Below are 16425 nucleotides of genomic sequence, written 5' to 3'. Positions count from 1 at the left end.
GTGCCACAATCACGCGCATCGACGGACTTCTTGTTCTAGCGCTGCTGCCGCTTATCGGTTTCGTGCTGCTGACCGTCGGCAACGCGTTCTTCGTGGCGGCCGAGTTCGCCCTGGTCACCGTCGATCGGGCCGAGATCGACCGGCGGGCCGCTGCTGGTGACGAGGCAGCCCGGACGGTACGCGTCGCGCTGCGCGAGCTGTCGTTCCAGCTGTCCGGCGCGCAGCTCGGAATCACCATCACCGCGCTGCTGACCGGCTACCTGGCCGAGCCGGCCCTGGCCCGGATCTTCACTCCGTTGCTGCGTCCCGTCGCCGGTGACAGCACCGAAAGGTTCACCCCGTTCCTCGCGTTGGCCCTGGCCACGCTCATCTCCATGCTGTTCGGGGAACTGGTGCCCAAGAACGCGGCGCTGGCCCGTCCGATGCCGGCGGCGCTGGCCACCGCCGGGCCGATGCACGCGTTCTCCCGGGCCTTCGGGTGGCTGATCCGCGGCCTGAACGGCTCGGCGAACCGGCTGGTCCGGGCGCTCGGAGTGGAGCCGCAGGAGGAGTTGGCGAGTGCCCGATCTCCTGAGGAGCTGGGTCTGCTGGCCGCCATCTCGGCCCGGGCGGGCGCGCTGCCGCCGGACACGGCGATGCTGCTGCGCCGGACGATCCGCTTCGGCGACAAGCGGGCCGCCGAGGCGATGACCCCACGGGTCGACGTTGTCGCGCTGCGCGCCACCGTCACCGTCGCCGAGCTGTTGGAGGAGTCACGGCGGACCGGACGGACCCGCTTCCCGGTGTACGAGGAGACGCTCGACCTCGTCATCGGCGTCGCCGGTGTGCCGGACGCGCTGGGTGTACCGCTGTCGGCCCGGTCGTCGACCGCTGTCGGGTCGGTGGCCCGGGAGCCGGTGTTCGTGCCGGAGAGCCTGGATCTGGACGGCGTGCTTGCCGCCTTGAAGGCCGCAGGGGCCGACCTGGCCATCGTTGTCGACGAGTACGGCGGCACTGACGGTGTGGTGACGATCGAGGACCTGGTCGAGGAGTTGGTCGGCGAGATCGCCGACGAGTTCGATCCGGCCAGTGTGGACGATCCCGGTCCGGTACGGCTGACCGTGCCGGGTGGGGAGCGCACGGTGCTCGTCGACGGGGTGCTGCGCTCCGACGAACTGGCCGAACAGACCGGCTTCCGGCTGCCTGAGGGCCCGTACGAGACGTTGGCCGGGTTCCTGCTGGCCCGGCTCGGGCACATCCCGCTGGCCGGCGAGGCGATCGAGGAGGGCGGCTGGGAGTTCACGGTGGTGGAGGTGGAGCGACACCGGATCGAGCAGGTCCGGGTGTTGCGCCCGGCGGAGCCGGAGAACGATGGCTGAGCTGCTGGTGACGGTGCTGCTGTTGGTGGGCAACGGGTTCTTCGTGGGCAGCGAGTTCGCGCTCATCGCGTCCCGGCGGACGGTGATCGAGCCGTTGGCCGCCGGGTCGAAGCGGGCTCGTTGGGCGTTGTCCGCGATGAACCAGATCCCGCTGATGATCGCTGGCGCGCAGCTCGGCATCACTGTCTGCTCACTGGGTCTCGGCGCGATAGCGGAGCCGGCGTTGGCGCACCTGCTGGAGTCGCCGTTCCACGCCGTCGGGATGCCCGAACGGGCGGTGCACCCGGTGGCGTTCGTGCTGGCTCTGGGCCTTGTGGTCTTCCTGCACACGGTGGTCGGCGAGATGGTGCCGAAGAACATCACGCTGGCGGGCCCGGAGGTGTCCGCGCTGTGGCTCGGCCCGGCGATGCTGGCGTTCTGTGTGGCCACCAAGCCGCTGCTGCTGGCGATGAAGTGGGCGGCCCGCCAGGTGTTGGCGCTCTGGCGGATCGAGGCGAGCGAGGCCGTGAAGACGGTGTTCACCGCCGAGGAGTTGGCCGGGTTGGTGTCGCAGGCGCGTACCGAGGGACTGCTCGACGCCGAGGAGCACGCCCGGATCACCGGTGCCCTGGCCCTGCACTCACGGACCGCGGCGGACGCGTTGCAGCCGTGGTCGACTGTGGTGACGGTGGCCGATGACGTGTCGCCCGCTTCGCTGGAGGTGCTGGCGACCCGGACCGGCCGATCCCGGTTTCCCGTGGTGCAGCGTTCCACCCGCCGTGTGCTGGGCTTCGTGCACGTCAAGGACGTCCTCGGGTACGCCGGGCAGGGGCGCCGGGCGGCGGTGCCGGCGGAGGTGTACCGGCCGCTGGCGGTGGTGCCGCCGGAGCGTACGCTTGCTGATCTGCTGCTGGCCATGCGCCGCGAACGGCGGCACATGGTGCTGGTCAGTGACGGCCTGCGCCCGCTCGGCGTGGTCACGCTCGACGACGTATTGACCGCAATCGTTGGCTAATGGAGCAATACCCTTGGTGTGCAAGCGGTTGCGCGACAGTGATGGTGACGCGGCCCGCCTTGATTCCGGTGCGGCGCTTCCCTAATGTTGGGCACCGACCGCTGTGGGTCGTCTGCCTCGGCCCTTCCCTCACGCGAGGCGCCCGGCGGTCGGTTGCAAAGGAGTCGACGCCGGTGGCAACCATGCCCCCTCATCGTCACGCCCCGGGGTCGCCCGTTCGACCGGGCGGTCTACGCAGGGTCGCCCGTCGTCTGCTCGTGTTGGTCGCCGCGGCGGCTGTCGGTGCCGGCATGCTCGCCGCCCCGGCGCAGGCCGAGCCCACTGTCGACGAGATCGAGGCGCAGATCGACAAGAAGTGGGAGCAGTTGGAGCCCACCATCGAGCAGTACAACAAGGTGCGGGCGGATCTGAAGGTCAACCGCAAGAAGTCGGCCGACCTCCAGAAGAAGATCGAGCCTCTGGCCCTGCAGAGTGAGTTGGCGCTCAATCGGGTCGGTGACCTCGCCTCCCGCTACTACATGTCGGGCCCGTCGCAGGAGATCGGCGCGCTGCTGGTCAGCGCCAAGCCGGACACCCTCACCGAGCAGCTCACCATCCTCGACCGGCTCGCCGCGCGGGAGCGCAAGGAGGTCGAGGGCGTGCTGGCCGTCCGGGCCAAGTACGACGGCGAGAAAGAGAAGCTCGACGCGCTGATCGCCACCCAGACCAAGCAGCAGAACGACCTGGCGGCCAAGAAGAAGCAGATCGACGCCGAGATCAAGAAGCTCGAGGCGTCCCTGCCGAAGACCACTGTCAAGACGGCGGGCTGCCCGACCATCAACGGTGTGGTCAGCGAGAAGGCCCGTATCGCGATCAAGACGGCCTGCGGAAAGCTCGGCAAGCCGTACGTCTGGGGTGCCACCGGCCCGAACTCGTTCGACTGCTCGGGTCTGACCCAGTACGCGTACAAGGCGGCCGGGATCAGCCTCACCCACCACACGGGCAACCAGTGGAACGAGGGCAAGGCCATCTCGCGTGCCGACGCCCGCCCCGGTGACCTGGTGTTCTTCTTCAGCGACCTGCACCATGTCGGCCTCTATCTGGGCAACGACCAGATGGTGCACGCCCCACGCGCCGGTAAACCGGTGCAGGTGGCAAGCATCAACCACATGCCTGTCGCCGGTTTCCGCAGACCCTGATCCACAGCACGCACGACGACGGCCCCCGGTCACCGACCGGGGGCCGTCGCGGTTTCGTCAGTGCGTCAGCGGGGTGCGCCCACCGGGGACGGCAGCACCTGCACGTCGGCCAGGTTGACGTACATGATGCGGTGGCCGAACTGGATCTGCACGTACCTGTTGTCGCCGCGGATCACCGTCCAGTCGCCGGGTGACGAGCCGTCGAAGGTGCTGGCCCGGTAGTACTCGCCGGGCAGCACCGCGCCGACGGAGTACCGCTGGCCGGCCGCGAGGGTGTACTGCAACGGCGAGATCGCCTGGTAGGGCACGCCGGCGGGGTAGGCGGCCTGCTCCGGGTACGCCCGCCCGTACACCGGAATGGTGGCGCGGCCGGGCTTGGGGGTGACCACCATCCCCACGGTCCAGGTGGCGGTGGGTGCGGAGGCCGGGTTGTGGAACCAGGCCCGTTGCCCGAGGTACCAGATGGCCGTCCAGTCGCCCTGCCGTCCGGCCAGCGCGTACGTCTGGCCGGCGGAGGCCCGGGCGCCGTGGTCGGACACCTCCATCGTGTTCGGGGTGCCGTCGGGGCGCAGCGCGATGTCGTTTACCAGCGGCGCGTCGGCCGACGGCGCGGAGCGCAGCACCACCGACGACGAGCCGCGCGACGGGCACGGAACGCCAGGAGTGACGCAGCCGATGAACTCCGGCCGGTTGGTGGCGTAGTCCGGGTCGATCCGGACCAGGCCGGTGGCCGGGGTGCCGGTGTCCAGGCGTGGCGCGTGCAGCAGGTCGAAGTAGTGATTCCAGTCCCAGTACGGCCCCGGGTCCCAGTGCATCCCGCGCACTGTCGCCGCTGTGGTGCCGGGCACGTTGTCGTGGCCGATGATGTGCTGACGGTCCAGCGGGATGCCCAGTCGCAGCGCGAGGTGCCGCACGAGCTTCGCCGACGTCCGGTACATCGCCTCGGTGTACCAGGTGCCCTGCGCGGCGAAGCCCTCGTGTTCGAGCCCGATCGCCTTGGCGTTGACGTACCAGTTGCCGGCGTGCCAGGCGACGTCCTTGGTCTTGACGTGCTGGGCGATGTGCCCGTCCACCGAGCGCAGCGTGTAGTGCCAGCTCACGTAGGTCGGGTCCTGGACGAGCTTCAGAGTGGTCGCCCAACTCCCCTCGGTGTCGTGGATGACGATGTACTCGATCTTCTGCCGCTTCGGCCGGTCGGAGAGGTCGTGGTTGCCGTAGTCCCCGTCCCCGAACGCCTGGTAGGGCGCCGGGATCCACTCACAGGAGATGGTGCGGGGGCACTCCAGCCCGTCCGGGCGGGCGAGCTTGCGCAGGCCCAGCCGGTCCAGCCAGGTGCGCTCCGGCCGTACCGTGCGGGCCGGCAGGGTGACCCGCTGGCCGTCGTCGGTCACCCGGGACTCGCCGGCGCCGATGGTGGTGAAGACCTCGTCGGCGAAGGCCGCCGCGGCGTCGGCGCTGTCCGCGCCGGCGTAGCGGGCCACCGCGCCGTACCAGGCCGCCGGGTCGGTGCCGGCTCCGACCGGCGCGCCAAGCTCCCGCTGGTACGACGCCAGCAGCGCCGCCCCGCCCCTGATGTTCGCGTTCGGGTCGGTACGCAGCGACTCCGGTGCCTCGCCGGTCAGCGCGGCGGCGGCGTCAACGGTTTGCAGGGCGGCGCTGGACGGCGCGGGGTCAGCGGTTGCGCGAGGTGCCAGCGCGGTACGCGAGTCGTCGCCGCGCGGGTCCTCGGCGCCGGTGTCGTGGTGGCCGCCGCGGGGCAGGGCTGTCACGTGTCGGGCGTCGGTCAGGTGCATCGGGCCGTAGCCGCCGCTGGTGCTGGGTGTGCCGGCGTTGCTGTCCCAGCGGGACTCCAGATAGGAGACGCCGAGCAGCACGTCGGCCGGTACGCCGTACTCGCTCGCTGCGGCGGCGTACCGCTGCTGGCGGTCGGCGGTGGGTGCGGCGGCGACCGGACCGGAGGGCAGTGGCACCGCGGTCGCGGCGACCACGGCGGTGACCAGCAGTGCGCGTCGGCGGGACGGCAGGGTTGGACGGTGCATCGAACCCCCTAGATTGCGTGGGTGACTGTGAGGTCACCCTCCCGCCGGCCGGGAGCCTGCGTCAATACCTTTCCATGTATGGACTCCTGTGGAAAAAAACCTTCGCACGCGGTCCGTGACCCCGCAGAATCGCCACGGAGTGTCACTGGCGCACGGGTTGCGGATCGGTAACGGTCATCTCTACTCTGGTCAATCGTCGGCCCGGTAGCAGGTCTGCCCATCCCGGGCGGTAACGGACCGGCACCGCCGAGTCGCTTGAAGAACGAGCCGGGGACCCAGGTTCCCCCGGGGTGAATCCGCAGATCCTGCGGTAGGGCGCCGACTTCCCGCCCGAACCCGTCAGCTAACCCGGTAGGCGGTCAGGAAGAAGGAGTACGGAACCCCGGTGGCACTCCATGCCCCGCGGCCGTCGTCCGAGCGGTCGGCCTCAGCCGACCCCCTGCCGATCGTGCCGCGTCAACGCTGGCCCCGCTTCACCACAGCTCTTGCCGCCCTTGTCGGCGTCGCCGTCGTCCTGACCAGCAGCGCCACTGCGGCGCACGCGGACCCGTCCGTCGCCGAGATCGAACGCCAGATCGACGCCGACTGGAACAAGCTCGAACCGATCATCGAACGGCACAACGCCACCCGCACCGAGCTGGCCGCAAAGCGCAAGCAGGCGAACGCGCTGGCCGCCCGGATGGCCCCGTTGCAGCGCCAGGTCGACGCGGCCATGGACAAGGTCAGCGCCCTGGCCGTCCGCGCGTACATGGGTGAGAACGTCTCCACTGTCAACGCGATGCTCGGCAGCCGCTCGCCCAGCGAGATGGTCGGCCAGCTGGAAATGCTCGACCGGTTCGCCCACAACCAGCAGCAGGACGTCAAGCAGGTGGCCGACCTGCGCGACGAGTTGGCCCGGCAGAAGGCGCCGCTGGACGAGCTGGTCGCCGAACTGACCCTGACCGAGGCTCAGCTCGCGGCGAAGAAGAAGCAGATCAACGCCGAGATCGACAAGCTCCAGAAGCTGCGCCTCAAGGTGTACGGCAATGGCGGCGGCGGTCCGCTGCGTCCGGCGCCCTGCCCGGCCAGCTACCCCGGCGGCGGGGCGGGTACGGCTGTCAAGTTCGCCTGCGCCCAGATCGGCAAGCCCTACGTGTGGGGCGCCGAGGGCCCGAACTCGTACGACTGCTCCGGGCTGATGCTTGCCGCGTGGGCCAAGGCCGGCGTGTCACTGCCGCACAACGCCGCGCAGCAGAGCCGGGTGACAAAGGACGTCAGCCGCGCCGACCTGCGCCCCGGTGACCTGGTCTTCTACTACAGCGACATCCACCACGTGGGCATGTACGTCGGCGACGGCTGGGTGGTGCACGCCTCCCAGGCCGGTCAACCCGTCAAGATGAAGAAGGTCGACGACGGCCCGATCCACAGCTACGGCCGCCCCGGCTGAGATGTAAGGAGGGGCCCCTTCCTAACGCCTCAGGTAGAGGAGGGGCCCCTTGTTAACACCGAGCTGTCGAGCGGCTCAACGGGTCGGCCAGGCCCGCCAGTTCTGCCAGGAGCGGCTCGGCGTCGGCCCCCGCTGGCCCTGGTAGCGCGAGCCGTAGACCACCGAGCCGTACGGGTGCTCGGCCGGCGAGGAGAGCCGGAAGATGCAGAGCTGCCCGATCTTCATGCCCGGCCAGAGGGTGATCGGCAGGTTCGCCACGTTCGACAACTCCAGCGTCACGTGACCGGAGAAGCCCGGATCGATGAAGCCGGCGGTGGAGTGGGTGAGCAGGCCGAGACGGCCCAGGCTGGACTTGCCCTCCAGGCGGCCGGCGAGCTGCTCGCCGAGGGAGATCACCTCAAGCGTCGAGGCGAGCACGAACTCGCCCGGGTGCAGCACGAACGGTTCGCCGTCGGGCACCTCGACCACCGAGGTCAGGTCGTCCTGCTGCATGGCCGGATCGATGTGTGTGTAGAGATGGTTGTTGAAGACCCGGAACAGCCTGTCGAGTCTCACGTCGATGCTGGACGGTTGAACCAGAGTGGGCTCGAATGGCTCCAGGCCCAGCGTGCCGGCCTTGATCTCGGTGACCAGGTCCCGGTCGGAGAGCAGCATCGGACCACCATAGCGAGGCAGCCGGTGACCAGCGTGTCGAGGTCGCCCCTCGTACATTTGTTCGATAGAATGCCCGCATGGCTTCCTGGTCCGATTTTGCCGCCGACGAGCCCCGCCTCGCCGACGGGATCCGCGTTCTCCTGCAGCAGTACGGGCCGGGCTTCGGCTATCTGGCCACTGTCCGCGCCGACGGCGGTCCCCGCGTCCATCCGGTGTCCCCGGTCATCACCGACGAGGGCCTGTTCTGCTTCATCATCGACTCGCCGAAGCGCCGCGACCTCGAACGCGACGGCCGTTACGCCCTGCACTCGTTCCCGCCGGAGGAGAGCGACGACGAGGCGTACGTGGCGGGGCACGCCTCGCCGGTGACCGACCCGGCCCAGGTGGCCCGGCTGGCGCAGACCGCCCGAGCCGAGCCGCAGGTCGACTGGCGGCTCTTCGAGTTCACCATCGACGTGGCGATGCTGACCCGCCGCGAGCACCAGATCACCGGCATTCCCGGTCTCCCGCCGAGCCGTCCGGCCGTTCGGGTCTGGCTCGACCCGCGAGCCCCGGCGGCCGCGCCGCTCGGCGTACCCCAGGCTCGCCCGACCCGGCTCAGCCGCGACGTCAAGTGCACGACGGCCGCCGCCTGACCACGGCCCTAAAACGCTGGTGCCGGCTCCGTCGTGACGGAGCCGGCACCAGGTGTACGCGGGAGAGCTACGCCGCGCGGTACGCGTTCCAGGCGGTCAGCATGCGGCTGGCCTGCCCAGGGGTGAACTGGTACATGCACGAGTCGTAGGTGTAGTCCATGAAGTTGGTGATCGGGTCCAGGCCGGCCGCCGAGCAGGTGTTCCGCCCGGTCGGGCACTGGTAGGCCGGCGACGCCTCGGCCGGGGTGTCGCTGACGCTGTCACCCGAGCCACCGCAGCCGCCCTGGAAGGTGTGGTACAGGTTCAGCCAGTGCCCCACCTCGTGGGTGCCGGTGTCGCCCTGGTTGTAGTTGGTCGAGGTGCCGCCCGGCAGCGACTCGTTCAGCACGACCACGCCGTCCATGCTGCTCAGGTTGCGCTGCGGGAAGGTCGCCCAGCCCAGCAGGTTGTTGCTCAACTCGCCGAGGTAGACGTTGAGAGTGTTCTTGCCGCCGGTCCGCAGCGAGGACTTCATCGACCGCTCCGCCGACGAGCCCTGCACGATCGGATACCACGACGGGTTCGTCACCCGGTTGATCCTGTCGAGCCGGAAGGCGAACGCGGTGACCGCGCCGCCGGTCGCACCGGCGTACGCCTGGTTGAGGACGTTGATCTGCGAGGTGATCATCGAGTCCGGGATGTTGCCGCCCGCGCGTGTGGTGTTCTCCTGGATCACGTGCACCACCACCGGGATGGTGACAGTGGCCAGCGCCGTCGCGCCAGCACCCGTCCGATAGTTGGCGCGCTCCCGCAGCGCCGCCGCCATGTCGGCTTCCCGCTCGCGGACCTGGTTGATGGTCAACTCGTTAGGGTCGTGCTTGGCCGCGCCGCCGGGCTTCATCCGGGCGTTGGCGTGGCTGTCGGCCGGCTCCACGCAGGCGCCGTCGGGCGCTGCCGAGAAAGCCGAAGCGGCCGGAACGACACCCACCGCAGCGGTGCTGAGCAGCAGCGCGAGGGTTGTCGATGCGACACCGGCGGCACGCCGGGTCAGCAGGTTGGGACGGAGTCCCATGAGCCCACCTCTTTCTGGCGGCGCGGCAGGGGGTGTGTCACGCCAAGGCTGAGAACGTGGGGCAGACGTTACAACCCATCGATGCATTTGAGAACGACCATATGTTGCCGTCTGGAAACTTCTTGACGGCCGTGCCCGGCCGTCGGCGGCTCGGGGTGCCTGGGTGCACCGGCTCGGCGACTCGGGTACAGTGGTGCCGCCTGCGGGTGTAGTTCAATGGCAGAACATCAGCTTCCCAAGCTGACAGTGCGGGTTCGATTCCCGTCACCCGCTCCAACGTACGAAGCCCTGGTCAGGATCTGAGTCCCGACCAGGGCTTTCGCGTTGCCGGGAGAGCCGAAACCGGCGTGGGCACATCAGTGCGCCTCAGGACTTGCGAATCTGCCGAAGTGACTGCCTTGTCCTTGCTCCGTGGCACGTACCATGTGTCGATGCCACTCGACCTCTACGCAGGCATCTCGGTGGACGATTATCCCGCCGCCCTGGCTTGGTACGAGAAGCTTCTCGGCGTTCCGCCGTCCTACGTGGCCAGTGACACGGAAGCCGTGTGGGAGTTGGCCGAACATCGGTCGATCTTCATCGAGCACCGACCAGCGCATGCAGGCCACACGCTGCTCACCATCTTCGTGGACGACCTCGACGCGTTCGTCGCCGCGGCCGCGGACCGCGGGGTCGAGCCGACAAAGCGCGAGACGTACCCCAACGGCGTACGCAAAGCGGACTTCTACGACCCGGACGGCAACGAGCTGAGCTTCGGCGGTGCACCGCTCTGACGCATCCTCCGGCGACCTCGAAGAGGTGGCGAAGAGGTTGCCGCTGGTTCACGACGCCCAAGCGCTCGGCCGGTTGATCGAGCACGACCACGACTCGCCGGAGACCGCGTACCACGAAGCGTTCGCGGCCCCGGAGGCGCAGGGCGATGCACAACGGTCCTACGCAGGGCAGTACCTCCGTAGGTTGCGGCGGCTTGACGGGACATCACCTCCGGCCGCAACCGTCGGTAGACCCACGGTCGTGCGCGTCCGGGCCGATGTATGCCGGCGGTGAGGACCAGGGCCTGAGGGATCGGGTGACCGACGGGCGGCATCACCGCCGAGACGGCCGGCGGGCAGCCCGCGGCTTCGGTGGCCCGAGGATCGCCGTGACTCCACACACAGACGTGCCAGTTGACAACCTCAGATGAAAGTGGTTGATTACTTACATCAGCCCGCCGGGTTGAAGATGCGAGGAGGCGAAGGGCTCCGCCCGCGACCTTTCTGCCCCGGATTGCACGATCCTGCGGGGTAGGCCGAGCAGGTTGACCCCTAGGTCGAGGTTCGCGGAACCTCCTCGCTCAGTGAAAGATGCGGTCAACCACTTCCAAGTGATCGACTGCCGACCAACCGACCCGTCACCGACGGGCACCCAGACAGAGAAGGACGTTCATGAGTAACGCCGTATCCACCCCGCAGAACACCGACGTCGACGCCGTGCGGGCCGCCGCGCAGCAGGCGTTCAAGAACCACATGGAGTACCTCTCCTCCGGGCGGATCCCGGAGTGGGTGGCCCTGTTCACCGAGGACGGTGTACTGGAGTTCCCGTACGCCCCCGAGGGCTACCCCAACCGCACCGCAGGCAAGGCGAACCTTAACGAGTACATGAAGAACTTCCCGGAGCACTTCAAGGTCGAGTTCACCGACCTGCACTTCCACGAGACCACCGACCCGTCGCTGGTCATCGCCGAGTTCAAGAGCCGGGGCACCGCACTGGCCACCGGCCGCCCCTACAACCAGACCTACATCTCGATCGTGGAGACGAGGGACGGCAAGATCAGCCGGTACGTCGATTTCTGGAACCCGCTCATCGCCATCGAATCGCTCGGTGGCAGCTCGTCGGACATGGTCTCCGCCTTCAGTAACGAGTGACACCCCGCGCCACTCCCCGGCAGCGGACGGGCCGTCAGCGCGACCCGTCCGCGCCGGGGGTGGCCGGCACCCGGGTCGCCGCTCCACCGCACGCGCTTACAATCGGAGCCGCATCCTGGTCGTGGACACGAGGACCGGCAAGATCAGCCGGTACGTCGGGCTTCGGGAACCCGATTGGAAGCTCTCGGCGACGAAGTGCTCTCCCGCCCTCAGCAATGACCGACGCAGCCCTGGCGATTTGACGCCCTGCCTATGAAAGTGGTGGGTTACTCGCATGGAGACGAGGACACGGCAGCGCTCCACTGCCGAGGAGCGCCGGGCGACGGTCATGCGTACGGCGATCAAGACTTTCGCCGAGCGCGGCTACTACGGGACCTCGACGATGGACGTGGCCAAGGCCGCCGGCATCTCCCAGGGATACCTGTACCGGCTGTTCAAGGACAAGCAGACGCTGTTCGCGGTCCTGGTCGACTACTGCTCGGCCCGCCTGCTCGAAGCCGCCGCTGCCGCTGCCGCATCGGTGCAGAGCACCGACCCCGAGGTGGTGCTGGGGGCGCTCACGGCCTCGTACGACGGGGTCATCGCCGACCGCGACGTGCTGATGATCCTCCTGCACGCGCAGGGCTGCGCGGGTGAGCCGGTCATCGGCGAGGCAATCCGCGCCTGTTACGCCAAGCAGGTCGAGTACGTTCGCGCCGTCTCCGGCGGCTCCGACGAGCAGGTGCGCCGCTACTTCGCCGACGGACTGCTGTCCAACGTCCTGGTCGCGATCCACGCGCTCACCCTCGACGCACCGTGGGCCCGCACGCTGCGCGGCTGAGGACAACTCCCATCGCCAACGGGCATCCCCGCCGTTGGTGCCCTCTACCTGACCGCCTTTGCGGCCGGAACATTAAGCGGTCCACCGCATAGCTTCACAGGAAGCTTGGACCTCGTCTCCGGGCGCCGACCCCTCGGCGAAGCCAGCCAACCCCGCCCGCCGACGGGACCACCCGCAGCCCTGTGATCCCGACAGCTGACGCTTCGCGATCCCGTCCAGCGGCAGGAGGATGAAGGGTGACCTCGACACGTTCGACGCCCCGCACACCGGCCGACGTACTGGCCAGGACCCGGTTCTCGGTCCTGGACCGCTCCCGCACCCGTACCGGCGAAGACCCGGCCGAGGCGCTGCGGGCCACCGTCCGCTTCGCCCAGCAGGCCGAGGCACTGGGCTACCACCGGTTCTGGGTCTCCGAGCACCACGGGGTGCCCGGCGTCGCTGGCTCCGCCCCCACCGTGCTCGCGGCAGCGATCGGCTCCGCGACGTCAGGGATCCGGGTCGGAACCGGCGGCGTCATGCTCCCCAACCATCAACCCCTCGTCGTCGCCGAACAGTTCGGCGTCCTCGAATCCCTCTTCCCCGGCCGCATCGACATGGGGCTCGGCCGATCGGTCGGCTTCACCGAGGGCGTCCGCAAGGCACTCGGCCGCGACAAGCACGACGCCGACGACTTCGCGGAACAGCTGCGGGAACTGCTGGGCTGGTTCACCGGCGAGCAGACCGCCCACCCGCAGGTCCACGCCCATCCCGCCGAGGGCCTGCGCCCCGCACCCTTCATCCTGGCCATGGGTGCTGGTGCCGCGATCGCCGCGGATCAGGGGCTGCCCCTCGTGATCGGCGACCTGCGCGATCAGGACCGGATGCTCGGGGCCATCGACACCTACCGGAACGGCTTCCGCCCCTCCCGATGGTCCGAACACCCCTACGTCGTCGTCTCCGGCACCGTGGCCGTCGCCGCCACCACCGACGCGGCACGACGCCTGCTGATACCGGAGGCCGGATCGATGGCTTTCTCCCGTACACACGGCGTCTTCCCGCCCCTGGCCCCGGCCGACGAGACCGAAGCGCGGTCGATGACGGCCAAGGAACTGACGCACTACGAGGACGCTCTGCGCGGCCACATCCACGGCACGGAGGACGACGTGGCCGAACAACTGGCGACGATCGTGACAGCGAGTGGCGCCGACGAGGTACTCGTCACCACCAGCACCTACGACCGCGCAGAGATGTACGACTCCTACCGCAGGCTGGCCCACGCCCTGGGCCTGTCAGAGCCTCGCCTTCCCGAAGGGAACCGCCTTGCATACACACATTGACGACCGCTCGGCCGTGCAGGACACGCTTGTGCGAATGGCCTGGTACGTCGACCGACGCAACTGGAAGGGCCTGGCCGACGAGGTCTTCGCGGACATGATCCGTGTCGACTACACGGCGGTCTGGGGTGGCGAAGCCGAGGTCCTCCGAGGGCAGGACCAGGCCGACCGTTGGGAACGGGACCTCGCGCATCTCGACGCGACCCAGCACGTCATCACCGGGGTGCTGGTGTCCGTCGACGGTGACGAGGCGACCGCGACCGCGAACGTCCAGGCACACCTCGTACGACGTGGTGCCACCGCCGGGCCTTTGTGGTCGAACGGCGGGACCTACACCACCCACCTGCGCCGCGGTGCCCACGGATGGCGGATCACGGCGCTCATCGTCGAACTCCTGTGGGACTCGGGCAACGCCGCGGTTCTCACCGGAGACGAAGGCGGCGTGCCGACTGCCGACAATGGCGCGACCGATGCGCAGTCCACAAGCGAGTCCGCGTGACGCGCTAGTACGTTCTTGCCCGCAAAGCGACGCCAGGCATCTTCGGCTACCGCGTTGACGCTCTTACCTGCGGCTACAAGGTCTGTGGTCGTGAACTGCTCCGCCTCGCCCGAACGCCAGCCGACCGCCCGGTGGGCGAGATCGGCGTACTCGGGGAACAGGTGCGCCAGGTAGTCGCCGGCGGCGGCCTTCGAGATGATGTCACCACGGGCAAGCGTGTAGTGCAGTCGCGCGGGCCCGAGCACGAGCCAGACCACCATCTCGGCGTCCACAGCTGCCTCGGTTCCCCCGTCGGCTGGTTCCGAGGGAAACGTCGAGACCATCGCCTGCCAGTAATCGCGCAGGTTGTCGAGGTTGTAGCGGTGCAACTGCTCCTGGTCGACCCGGACCCCGAGCTCTGTCACGGCTGGGCCGCGAACCGGGATGCCGTACCGCTGCAAGGTCAGCCACAGCACTGGACTCAGCTCGCCGCAGGGCTCGTCGGTTCGCAGCTCACCGTTGACCACGAACGGCAGGACCTGCCTGTCGCTCGGCCAGGACTTCACCAGCGCGGGCTCCAGGTAGACCCCGTCGAGATGGGGTGATCTCGGCATCTCGGCATGGACCTTCACGAGCTGGGCAAGGTCGTCGCCCGTTGCCGGACGCGACGTCATGATCACGGTGTCGACGTCGCTGACACCGGGTTGCCAGGCGCCGAGCGCGGCGGACCCGACGACGTAAAGACCTCGCACATAGCCGGGCAGCGCCTTGTCGGCCGCTTCGAGATACGTACGCGTCAGACCGTCGATCATGACATCGACGGTAGCAACGTAACCCCGCTCGTACGGTTAGTGTCCGGTCAGGAGGTGGTCGCGTGTTCACCGAGGCGTTCCCCATCGTGACGACGACAGACCTGCCACGACTGATCGCGTTCTACCGGGATGTGGTCGGCTTCGAGTTGACCTACCGGTTTCCCGAGAACGGCGAGCCGGAGTTCGTTGCCCTCCGGTTGGGCAGCAGCGAGCTGGGCCTGGCCGCCGACCCGCACGCAGGTGATCCCGCGCTTTCGCGCCGTTGGGAGTTGTGCGTGTACGCCGACGACTGCGACTCGGCCGTGGAGGCACTGCGTACCGGCGGTGCGACAGTCACCGAGGCGCCGGTCGACCAGCCGTGGGGTGAGCGGTCAGCGCGGGTCACGGACCCCGACGGCAATCGCATGCTCGTGCTGTCCCGCCTCTAGACGCCGACCGCCGACGGGTCACCGCGTCACGGTCGGCCCGCCGCCGCGTCCTCGATCGTCGAGCACGAGCGGGGCCCGGCCGCGCACCGCGTACCGGATGTGGGTGACCTGCGGCGTGGGGATGACGCGGGTCGGCGTCAGTTCGATCGCCTCCTTGTCGGCGAGGTCGAGGTCCGCGTCGAACAGCCGCAGGCCGGTGCCGACCACGACGGGTACGACGTGCAGCTCCAACTCGTCGAGCAGGCCGGCCTTGAGCACCTGCCGTACGAGGCTGCCGCCGCCGGCCACGGCCACGTCCTTGCCGCCGGCTGCGGCGCGTGCCTGCTCGACGGCGCTGGCCACGCCATCGGTGACGTAGGTGAAGCTTGTGCCGCCCGCGCGCAGCAGGGTCTGGCGCGGGCGGTGGGTGACGACGAAGACCGGCGCGCGGAACGGGGGCTCGTCGCCCCAGGGGATCTCGCCTCCGTCGGCCAACCGCCGGCCCATCACGTACGCCCCGGCGGCCCCGAACGACTCGGCGATCACCTCGGAGTTGACGTCCTGCTCGCCGCCGGCGAAGCCCTGTCGTTCGCGCCACGCCGACGCCTCTGTCGCCCACCGGGTGACGCGGAAGAAGGCGGCGCTCTCGGCCGACTCCATCCAGTCGCCGTCGCCGTCGAAGCGGGGGCCGGCGTAGAACCCGTCCAGGGACACCGACAGCTGTGCGGTCACCTTTGTCATCTCGCGTCGATCCCTTCATCGGGGCACCCGTTGCGGGCGCCTGCTCGGCGAAGGGTCGGAGTCGACGAGCAGCACCCGACAGTGCGCCGGTGTGACGTGGACCACAGGAGCCTATGCCGAGGTGCGGTCGGCCTTCGTCGCGTACCACAGGCCGGCGTGCTCGGGATCGTTCAGCCAGTGCATCCGGGGCACCTCCTCCGGGCGGGGCCGCCAATCGCGGTACGGGGCGTACGCCACCCGCCACGCGATCACGACGAAGACCAATCCACCTACGCCGACCAGCCAGAGCAGGGCGTCGCGTCGCCGGTAGGAGGCGTACGGCGCGAGCCAGGCAGTCAACACCACAGGCACCACAAGAGGGGCGAGATCGGCCATCGCGCCCGCGCCGAACAGGGTCTCGACAAGCTCGCGGACGAGAAGGTACGGCACGATCGCCGCCAGCACGATCACCGCCGCGACGCCCGTGCGCGCCCGCCGTCCCAAGGGCGCGCGGGTGGCCGAAAAATCGTCGGACATGGCTCGGAGGGTACGGCCCCAAGGCGCGCTGGAAACCGGCCTTACGGTCGCGGTCCTCGGTACGGCGGGGTGGCGCTGTACACCACGTTCGTGGTGGCG

16 protein-coding genes, 1 tRNA gene, 1 pseudogene and 1 riboswitch are annotated in these 16425 nt (G+C 69.1%); of the genes and pseudogenes, 12 read left to right on the top strand and 6 right to left on the bottom strand.

Annotated elements, in window-relative coordinates; translation table 11 throughout:
- The first annotated feature begins 44 nt into the window (after positions 1 to 44).
- From ACPXB1_RS07070 to ACPXB1_RS07060, 3 genes are all read left to right on the top strand, one after another.
- Positions 45 to 1358, top strand: a complete 1314-nt coding sequence (locus ACPXB1_RS07070) for a hemolysin family protein (RefSeq protein ID WP_355588458.1) — start codon at positions 45 to 47, stop codon at positions 1356 to 1358.
- Positions 1351 to 2352, top strand: coding sequence for a hemolysin family protein (locus ACPXB1_RS07065; RefSeq protein ID WP_425734972.1), 1002 nt, complete (start codon positions 1351 to 1353; stop codon positions 2350 to 2352). The genes ACPXB1_RS07070 and ACPXB1_RS07065 overlap by 8 nt, the downstream gene beginning before the upstream one ends.
- A gap of 182 nt (positions 2353 to 2534) precedes the next feature.
- Positions 2535 to 3530 carry an NlpC/P60 family protein gene (locus ACPXB1_RS07060; RefSeq protein ID WP_355587654.1) on the top strand — a complete coding sequence of 332 codons (996 nt, stop codon included), beginning with the start codon at positions 2535 to 2537 and terminating at the stop codon, positions 3528 to 3530.
- A 65-nt stretch (positions 3531 to 3595) separates the two neighbouring features.
- Here the strand turns inward: ACPXB1_RS07060 and ACPXB1_RS07055 are convergent, their stop codons facing one another.
- Positions 3596 to 5569: an N-acetylmuramoyl-L-alanine amidase gene (locus ACPXB1_RS07055; protein ID WP_425734971.1), complete on the bottom strand. Its 1974-nt coding sequence runs from the start codon at positions 5567 to 5569 to the stop codon at positions 3596 to 3598.
- Positions 5570 to 5803: 234 nt separating this feature from the next.
- Positions 5804 to 5941, top strand: a riboswitch (cyclic di-AMP (ydaO/yuaA leader).
- 76 nt (positions 5942 to 6017) lie between these two features.
- Between ACPXB1_RS07055 and ACPXB1_RS07050 the strand changes: the two genes are divergently transcribed.
- Positions 6018 to 6995: an NlpC/P60 family protein gene (locus ACPXB1_RS07050; RefSeq protein WP_355628550.1), complete on the top strand. Its 978-nt coding sequence runs from the start codon at positions 6018 to 6020 to the stop codon at positions 6993 to 6995.
- A gap of 75 nt (positions 6996 to 7070) precedes the next feature.
- Here ACPXB1_RS07050 and dcd read toward each other — a convergent pair whose 3' ends face one another.
- A complete protein-coding gene (gene dcd, locus ACPXB1_RS07045; RefSeq protein ID WP_053651830.1) occupies positions 7071 to 7649 on the bottom strand; it encodes a dCTP deaminase in 579 nt (192 codons plus the stop codon).
- Between the two features lie 77 nt (positions 7650 to 7726).
- On the opposite strand from dcd, the gene ACPXB1_RS07040 reads away from it, so the two are divergent.
- Entirely contained in the window at positions 7727 to 8284 is a 558-nt protein-coding gene (locus tag ACPXB1_RS07040; protein WP_355587662.1) for a pyridoxamine 5'-phosphate oxidase family protein, read from the top strand.
- Between the two features lie 67 nt (positions 8285 to 8351).
- Here the strand turns inward: ACPXB1_RS07040 and ACPXB1_RS07035 are convergent, their stop codons facing one another.
- Positions 8352 to 9335, bottom strand: a complete 984-nt coding sequence (locus tag ACPXB1_RS07035) for a zinc metalloprotease (RefSeq protein ID WP_425734969.1) — start codon at positions 9333 to 9335, stop codon at positions 8352 to 8354.
- A gap of 202 nt (positions 9336 to 9537) precedes the next feature.
- On the opposite strand from ACPXB1_RS07035, the gene ACPXB1_RS07030 reads away from it, so the two are divergent.
- From ACPXB1_RS07030 to ACPXB1_RS07005, 6 genes and pseudogenes are all read left to right on the top strand, one after another.
- A tRNA-Gly gene (locus ACPXB1_RS07030) sits at positions 9538 to 9611 on the top strand.
- A gap of 155 nt (positions 9612 to 9766) precedes the next feature.
- Positions 9767 to 10108, top strand: coding sequence for a VOC family protein (locus ACPXB1_RS07025; protein ID WP_355587667.1), 342 nt, complete (start codon positions 9767 to 9769; stop codon positions 10106 to 10108).
- A gap of 651 nt (positions 10109 to 10759) precedes the next feature.
- On the top strand, positions 10760 to 11239 hold the full coding sequence (locus ACPXB1_RS07020; protein WP_355587670.1) for a nuclear transport factor 2 family protein: 480 nt from the start codon (positions 10760 to 10762) through the stop codon (positions 11237 to 11239).
- A gap of 274 nt (positions 11240 to 11513) precedes the next feature.
- Positions 11514 to 12059, top strand: coding sequence for a TetR/AcrR family transcriptional regulator (locus ACPXB1_RS07015; RefSeq protein WP_355587672.1), 546 nt, complete (start codon positions 11514 to 11516; stop codon positions 12057 to 12059).
- 236 nt (positions 12060 to 12295) lie between these two features.
- Positions 12296 to 13375 carry an LLM class flavin-dependent oxidoreductase gene (locus ACPXB1_RS07010; protein ID WP_355587675.1) on the top strand — a complete coding sequence of 360 codons (1080 nt, stop codon included), beginning with the start codon at positions 12296 to 12298 and terminating at the stop codon, positions 13373 to 13375.
- Between the two features lie 34 nt (positions 13376 to 13409).
- A pseudogene (locus ACPXB1_RS07005) lies at positions 13410 to 13691 on the top strand (nuclear transport factor 2 family protein); the annotation flags it as partial.
- A gap of 11 nt (positions 13692 to 13702) precedes the next feature.
- Here ACPXB1_RS07005 and ACPXB1_RS07000 read toward each other — a convergent pair.
- Positions 13703 to 14662, bottom strand: coding sequence for a nucleotidyltransferase domain-containing protein (locus tag ACPXB1_RS07000; RefSeq protein WP_355587677.1), 960 nt, complete (start codon positions 14660 to 14662; stop codon positions 13703 to 13705).
- Between the two features lie 62 nt (positions 14663 to 14724).
- Between ACPXB1_RS07000 and ACPXB1_RS06995 the strand changes: the two genes are divergently transcribed.
- On the top strand, positions 14725 to 15090 hold the full coding sequence (locus ACPXB1_RS06995; protein ID WP_355587680.1) for a VOC family protein: 366 nt from the start codon (positions 14725 to 14727) through the stop codon (positions 15088 to 15090).
- An 18-nt stretch (positions 15091 to 15108) separates the two neighbouring features.
- Here ACPXB1_RS06995 and ACPXB1_RS06990 read toward each other — a convergent pair whose 3' ends face one another.
- Both ACPXB1_RS06990 and ACPXB1_RS06985 read right to left on the bottom strand, forming a co-directional pair.
- On the bottom strand, positions 15109 to 15810 hold the full coding sequence (locus ACPXB1_RS06990; protein WP_355587682.1) for a dihydrofolate reductase family protein: 702 nt from the start codon (positions 15808 to 15810) through the stop codon (positions 15109 to 15111).
- A gap of 111 nt (positions 15811 to 15921) precedes the next feature.
- On the bottom strand, positions 15922 to 16326 hold the full coding sequence (locus ACPXB1_RS06985) for a hypothetical protein (RefSeq protein WP_355587684.1): 405 nt from the start codon (positions 16324 to 16326) through the stop codon (positions 15922 to 15924).
- Positions 16327 to 16425: the final 99 nt, after the last annotated feature.

Source organism: Micromonospora sp. DT68, assembly GCF_049847245.1.
Classification (GTDB): Bacteria; Actinomycetota; Actinomycetes; order Mycobacteriales; family Micromonosporaceae; genus Micromonospora; species Micromonospora profundi.
The sequence above is the reverse complement of the archived record's forward strand: the minus strand, read 5'-3'. Positions and strand labels throughout refer to the sequence as shown.

Bases quoted from the DNA above. Each gene is read 5' to 3' on its own strand.
- ACPXB1_RS07065 (WP_425734972.1), top strand. From the start codon at position 1,351: ATGGCTGAGCTGCTGGTGACGGTGCTGCTGTTGGTGGGCAACGGGTTC.
- ACPXB1_RS07060 (WP_355587654.1), top strand. From the start codon at position 2,535: ATGCCCCCTCATCGTCACGCCCCGGGGTCGCCCGTTCGACCGGGCGGT.
- ACPXB1_RS07055 (WP_425734971.1), bottom strand. From the start codon at position 5,569: ATGCACCGTCCAACCCTGCCGTCCCGCCGACGCGCACTGCTGGTCACC.
- dcd (WP_053651830.1), bottom strand. From the start codon at position 7,649: ATGCTGCTCTCCGACCGGGACCTGGTCACCGAGATCAAGGCCGGCACG.
- ACPXB1_RS07040 (WP_355587662.1), top strand. From the start codon at position 7,727: ATGGCTTCCTGGTCCGATTTTGCCGCCGACGAGCCCCGCCTCGCCGAC.
- ACPXB1_RS07035 (WP_425734969.1), bottom strand. From the start codon at position 9,335: ATGGGACTCCGTCCCAACCTGCTGACCCGGCGTGCCGCCGGTGTCGCA.
- ACPXB1_RS07025 (WP_355587667.1), top strand. From the start codon at position 9,767: ATGCCACTCGACCTCTACGCAGGCATCTCGGTGGACGATTATCCCGCC.
- ACPXB1_RS07020 (WP_355587670.1), top strand. From the start codon at position 10,760: ATGAGTAACGCCGTATCCACCCCGCAGAACACCGACGTCGACGCCGTG.
- ACPXB1_RS07015 (WP_355587672.1), top strand. From the start codon at position 11,514: ATGGAGACGAGGACACGGCAGCGCTCCACTGCCGAGGAGCGCCGGGCG.
- ACPXB1_RS07000 (WP_355587677.1), bottom strand. From the start codon at position 14,662: ATGATCGACGGTCTGACGCGTACGTATCTCGAAGCGGCCGACAAGGCG.
- ACPXB1_RS06990 (WP_355587682.1), bottom strand. From the start codon at position 15,810: ATGACAAAGGTGACCGCACAGCTGTCGGTGTCCCTGGACGGGTTCTAC.
- ACPXB1_RS06985 (WP_355587684.1), bottom strand. From the start codon at position 16,326: ATGTCCGACGATTTTTCGGCCACCCGCGCGCCCTTGGGACGGCGGGCG.